The 6,038-nt window shown below is 64.7% G+C and carries 3 protein-coding genes; 1 reads left to right on the top strand and 2 read right to left on the bottom strand.

Annotated features, from left to right (window positions below; translation table 11 throughout):
* The first annotated feature begins 529 nt into the window (after window positions 1–529).
* Window positions 530–1,873: a S41 family peptidase gene (locus JQ611_RS39050; protein ID WP_212392255.1), complete on the top strand. Its 1,344-nt coding sequence runs from the start codon at window positions 530–532 to the stop codon at window positions 1,871–1,873.
* A gap of 10 nt (window positions 1,874–1,883) precedes the next feature.
* Here the strand turns inward: JQ611_RS39050 and JQ611_RS39045 are convergent, their stop codons facing one another.
* On the bottom strand, window positions 1,884–4,607 hold the full coding sequence (locus tag JQ611_RS39045) for an EAL domain-containing protein (protein WP_212468540.1): 2,724 nt from the start codon (window positions 4,605–4,607) through the stop codon (window positions 1,884–1,886).
* Between the two features lie 158 nt (window positions 4,608–4,765).
* Window positions 4,766–6,010, bottom strand: coding sequence for an MCT family MFS transporter (locus JQ611_RS39040; RefSeq protein ID WP_212468538.1), 1,245 nt, complete (start codon window positions 6,008–6,010; stop codon window positions 4,766–4,768).
* Between the last annotated feature and the right edge of the window lie 28 nt (window positions 6,011–6,038).

Genomic DNA, 6,038 nt, shown 5'->3' with positions numbered 1-6,038 from the left:
CCGTAAAGCCACTGCGCAGGGAATGTCGGATGTTCTCCGCTGCCCTGTATGCTCATGTGCAGCATTCTTATGCACAAACGCACATGAGACCGCGGGTGCAGCGCGCATCCGGCATTCCCTGCGCCCTCTGAATTGAGAGGGCGAGAAGATTTCCTGCAAACCTCGGGCGCAATTCGCCGCGAGAATGCGAAACTATATCTGCGTCGTCCCGGCCTTGCGCCGGGACCCATAACCCCAGGGAGTAGTTTTGCGGAAGGTCTCTACTACCGAGTTTCATAGAGAGATCACGCGGTATGGGTCCCCCGATGCGCAATTGCGCATCTGCGTTCGCCGGGACGACGATTCACAGGGTGCCATATGCCCCCCAAAAACAGGCCAATTCCCGCCAAAACCCCATACTTAACAAACCCGTAATGGCCCGGGCCCAAACCGCCTTGATCCGACCAAAAAGCCGTTGTTGGTTGACCGCGCCGGAGCCCGGGACGCCGATTCACCTGAATTTGGCTGATGATAGCGAGAAGGATCGCAAATGCGCAGGAATCTCACCTTTCTCCTCGGCACGGTCACCGGCGCCTGTTTGACCTTTCTGGTCGCCGGACCGCAGGGGACGCATCTGGTTGCGGCCGCCAAGGCTGCGGCCCGCACCGACGGCACCTATTCGCAGCTCAATCTGTTCGGGGACGTGTTCGAGCGCATTCGCGCCAGCTATGTCGAGAAGCCCGACGATTCCAAGCTGATGGAGGGCGCCATCAACGGCATGATCTCCTCGCTCGATCCGCATTCGCGCTACATGAATGCGAAGGGCTGGAACGACATGCAGGAGACCACGCATGGCGAATTTGGCGGGCTCGGCATCGAGGTCACGATGGATGACGGCCTCGTCAAGGTGGTGGCGCCGATCGACGACACGCCCGCCGCCAAGGCCGGCATCATGTCGGGCGACCTGATCACGCAGATCGACGATGATTCCATTCAGGGCATGACGCTCGACCAGGCCGTCAGCAAGATGAAGGGGCCGGCCAACAGCAAGATCCGCCTGAAGATCGTTCGCAAGGGCGCGGACACGCCGGTCGAGGTCGCGATCGTCCGCGAAATCATCCGGGTGCGGCCGGTGCGCTTCCGCACCGAGGGCGGCGATATCGGCTATGTCAGGATTACCAGCTTCAACGAGCAGACCACCGACGGCCTGCGCAAGGCGATCGCGGATATCTCAAAGACGATCCCGTCCGACAAGCTCGTCGGCTACGTCATCGACCTGCGCAACAATCCGGGCGGCTTGCTCGATCAGGCGGTGTCGGTGTCGAGCGCCTTCATGGGGCGGGGCGAGGTGGTCTCGACCCGTGGCCGGACGCCGGAGGAAACCCAGCGTTTCGTCGCGCGCGGCGGCGATCTGACCAAAGGCAAGCCGCTCGTCGTGCTGATCAACGGCGGATCGGCATCGGCGTCCGAGATCGTGGCCGGCGCCTTGCGCGACCACAAGCGCGCCACCATCATCGGCACGCGTTCGTTCGGCAAGGGCTCGGTGCAGACGATTATCCCGCTCGGCAAGTCCAACGGCGCGCTGGCATTGACGACCGCGCGCTATTTCACGCCGTCCGGAAAATCGATCCAGGCCCAGGGTGTCACGCCTGACATCGAGGTGCTGCAGGACGTGCCGGACGAGTTGAAGAGCCGTGCCGAGCTGAAGGGCGAAGCGTCGATGCGCGGCCACCTGGCGGCCGACGGCGCCGAGCAGACCGGTTCGCAATCCTACGTGCCGCCGTCCGAAAAGGACGACAAGGCGCTCGGTGCCGCCTTCAATCTGCTGCGCGGCGTCACGGTCAACGCCAATGCGCCGGCGGTTGCGGCGTCGAAGCGGGCGGTGCCGAACTAGCGCGCTCGCTCTAGGCGGCGGGCTTGCGCCTGCGGGAACGCACCGGGCTTGCGGCGGCAGGCATCGGCCGGTGCGCGAGCAGCAGGGGCTTGATGTCGGCGCCCGGTCGTGGCGGGCTGAACAGATAGCCCTGCATCTCCGAACAGCCGAGCGCGCGCAGCAATTCGCGCTGCTGCTCGGTCTCGACGCCTTCCGCGGTCGTCGTCATGTGGCGCGCGGCGGCGATGTTCACCACCGCCTCGACGATGCTGGCCGACCCTTCCGGCTCGCCGATATCGGTGACGAAGCAGCGGTCGATCTTGATCTTGTCGAACGGGAAGCGCTTCAGATAGCTCAGCGAGGAATAGCCGGTCCCGAAATCGTCGAGCGCTATCCTGACCCCGATGGCGCGAAGCTGGTGCAGGATGGCAAGCGCCGCATCGTCGTCGCGGATCAGCACCGCTTCGGTGATCTCGAGTTCCAGCCGGCCCGCGGCCAGGCCCGACGCCCCAAGCGCTGCCATCACCTTCAGCGCCAGCGTGCCGCTCTTGAACTGTACCGGCGAAACGTTGACCGCAAGACGGACATCGTCGGGCCAGGTCGCTGCCTCGGCGCACGCCGTGGTCAGCACCCACTCGCCGAGCTGATTGATCAGGCCGGTCTCTTCGGCGATCGGCACGAAGTCGGCCGGCGAGATGATGCCGCGCTCCGGATGGCGCCAGCGCACCAGCGCTTCGCAGCCGGTGATCCTGCCGTCCCGCAGGTCCAGACACGGCTGGTAATAAACCTCGAAGCCGCCATCGACGATGGCCTGTCGCAGGTCCATTTCCAGCACGCGGCGGGCGCGCACCTGGGCGTCCATTTCCGGCTGGAAGAAACGATGGGTGCGGCGGCCGGCGGCCTTGGCGGCGTACATCGCCAGATCCGCGTTCTTCAGGATCTGGTCGAGGTCGGAACCGTCCTGCGGCGCCAGCGCGATGCCGATCGAGGCGTCGGTGGTCACCTGATGGCCGAGGCATTCGTAAGGAGCGCGGATCGCATCATAGATGCGGCGGGTGAGTTCGGTGACATCGTCGGCGCCCGTCACCCCGGTCTGCACGATGGCGAATTCGTCGCCGCCGAGCCTCGCCACGAAATCGGTCTCGCGCACGCAAGCACGCAGGCTGACCGCGACGGATTTGAGCAACTCGTCGCCGATCATGTGTCCGAGCGAGTCGTTGATGCTCTTGAACTCGTCGATGTCGATATAGAGCACGGCAAGCTGCCGGTCGGCTGCGACGTGAGGCAGTTCCTGCTTGAGTTGTTCGTGGAACAGCGTGCGGTTCGGCAGGTCGGTCAGCGCGTCGTAATGGGCGAGGTGGGTGATGCGTTCCTCGGCCTGGCGCTGTTCAGTAACGTCTTCATGGGTGGCCACCCATCCGCCGTCCGCCAGCGGTTCGTTGACGACCTGGACCGAACGTCCGTCGGGCGTCGTGATGATCATCGCGTTGCGTTGCCCGACGTCGCGCAGAACCCGCACGACATACCGGTCGACGTCGCCGGTGAACGATCCGGTCTGTTTTCGATGCGCGATCACGTCGCGGAAACTGCAGCCCGGCTTCACGATCTCGGCCGACAGGCCGTACATGTCGAGATAGCGCTGGTTGCAGATCACGAGGCGCTGCGAGGAATCGAACAGCAGCAGGCCCTGCGTCATGTTGTTGACGGCGGTGTCGAGCCGCTGTTTTTCCAGCGTCAGCCGCTGCCGCGACGCGCGGTGCTGCTGCGAGAGCTTGCGCACCACCAGAAACAACAGCACGGCAATCGCCAGCACGGACAGGCCCGCCACCGCGATCAGGAGGCTGATCTGCTCACGCCAGTCGGCGAGCGCGGCCGATGTCGTCGTCGCCGCGACGATCACGATTGGAAACTTGCTCAGCGCGCGGGAGGAGATCACGCGGTCCTTGCCGTCGAGCGGACTGGTCAGGCGGGACGTCGTATGGTCCTGGTCGAAGACCTGTTGCTGGCGGGCCGGGCCGGTCTTGAAGTTCCTGCCGATCAAATCCTGCGCGTGCGGATAACGGGCGAGCAGCGTGCCGTCGCGGTGGTGCATGGCGATCGCGGCATCCGATCCGAGCGCCACCGAAGCGAAGAATTTCTCGAAATTGGCGGGTTCGATGCCGCGGCCGATGGCGCCGAGGAATTCGCCGTTCGGCCCCGTGACCTTGCGCGCGATCACTGTGGTCCAGACGCCGGTGACACGGCTGTAGACCGGCTCGATCACCACGGTCGGCGATTCCGGCCCGGACTTGAAGGTCTTGAAATAGGCCCGGTCCGCGACGTTGACGGGCGGGGCGGGCCAGGCCGCCGAAGAATTGATCAGTCTGCCCTCGACGTCGAAGACGTTGACGCCGCCGACATAGGACACCGCCTCGATCTTGGACTTCAGCATCAGATGGATTTCCTCGCTCGACATCCCGCGCCGGAAATGTTCCGTCGTCGTGATCAAGCTGGATCGGATGAAGCTGATCAGGTCCTTCTGGACCACCTCCAAATCCTCAAGCTGCTGGTCGAAATGGCGGGCCAGCAGCAGCACGGTGTTTTCCAGCTCGCGTTCGCTGTTGCGCAGCGCGCGTTCGCGGAAATTGCCGGCCATGATGGTCGCGCCGATCGCGATCGCGGCGATCAGCAGCACGCCGCCCAGGATCAGCCATCGAATCGGACCGCCGCGAAAGATGGGCCTGATCTTGAGTGAGGCGGTGTTGATGGAACCCATTGAACGAGATCGCTGCCAGGAAATAATCCCGGAAGCAGCATTGCGTGCTTCCGGCCCGTGACTTTGCTACCGCGCCGAGATGGAATTGACGTTAGCAAGCCTGGTTAACGAAACGTTAGCCAGGTAGCGAATGCTGCCGATGACAACCTCGGCAGGGCCTAGTTCCGGAGGGGTGCGTGGGGTGGGCGGAACATGATCGCAACGATGGCGGCGGCGATGACGTTGGCGGCGACGCCGGCCAGGATCGGCAGCGTATAATCGCCCGTGACATCGAATGCGTAGCCGGCGGTGCTGGGACCGATCAGGGTGCCGAACGCGACGCTGGTGTAGAGGATGCCGATGATGCCGCTGACATGGCGCCCGCCGAAATGATCCATCACAACGGCCGGAAGTACCGCAACCCACGCGCCGTAGATCATGCCGTAGATGAAGGCGAATCCGGCAAGCTGCCAGAAACTCGTCGAGATCAACCAGATTGCGAGAGCTAGCGCCATGCCGATGAACAGCAGCAGCAGGGCGGTTTGGCGGCCGATCCGGTCGGCGAGCCCGCCGAGGAAGAAGCGGCCGGCGGTAGAACCGATGCCGATGATTCCGAGCAGCAGCACCGCGGAGGAGGCCGCAACGCCGTGATCCCCGGCATAGGGAACGAGGTGCACGAACGGCACGAACAGGCCGAACGAGCAGATCAGGCAGGCGGCATAAAGCGCAACGAAGTGTGGTGTGCGGATCGCCTCGCTGACCGTGGCGCCCTGCGCCTGCGCCGGGATGGCGCCCGGCAGGACCGCATCGCCGTCGGGGTTGAGACCGCGCGCGCGCGGATCGTTCTCCAGCAGCAGCGCCATCCCGCCGCCAACGATAGCGGCGATGGCGCCGAGCGCCAGGTAAGCGCCGCGCCACCCCAGCGTCTCGATCAGGAGCGTCGCCAGCGGCGGCATCACCAGTGTGCCAACGCCGATGCCGCTCACGGCAAGACCGGAGGCAAAGCCGCGCCGTCGCACGAACCACCGCTGCACCGCGCCGACCGCGGGCACATAGGCGCAGCCGATGCCAAGTCCGACACCGAGGCCGTAAGCGGCATAGACCTCGAGCAAATTGCGTGCGGCACCCGCCGCGGCAAGCCCGATGCCGATCAGCAGCATGCCTGCCAGCGCGAGGCGACGGGAGCCGTAGCGGTCGGCGAGGGGGCCACTGACGATGCCCAAGGCAAAATAGAGAAAGCCCGCGAGCGAAAACACCAGCGAGACCGAGCCGCGCGAGGCGCCAAAATCGCGCTGCAGCGATTCCAGGAACGCGCTGAACGTATAGGCGCAGCCGAAGCCGACAAAGGTCACCGCGAATGCGGCGGCCACGACGAACCAGCCGTAGAAAATCCCCGTACGGGGCCAGGTTGCGTCTTGGCTCATGGCGGGTTCCTCTCGAAACGGTTGCGGG

Origin of the sequence: Bradyrhizobium sp. AUGA SZCCT0182 (assembly GCF_018130185.1) — a bacterium.
GTDB lineage: Bacteria > Pseudomonadota > Alphaproteobacteria > Rhizobiales > Xanthobacteraceae > Bradyrhizobium.
The sequence above is the reverse complement of the archived record's forward strand: the minus strand, read 5'-3'. Positions and strand labels throughout refer to the sequence as shown.

What these genes read in the sequence shown, in the direction of transcription:
- JQ611_RS39050 (WP_212392255.1), top strand. Translation starts at nt 530, where the DNA reads ATGCGCAGGAATCTCACCTTTCTCCTCGGCACGGTCACCGGCGCCTGT.
- JQ611_RS39045 (WP_212468540.1), bottom strand. Translation starts at nt 4,607, where the DNA reads ATGGGTTCCATCAACACCGCCTCACTCAAGATCAGGCCCATCTTTCGC.
- JQ611_RS39040 (WP_212468538.1), bottom strand. Translation starts at nt 6,010, where the DNA reads ATGAGCCAAGACGCAACCTGGCCCCGTACGGGGATTTTCTACGGCTGG.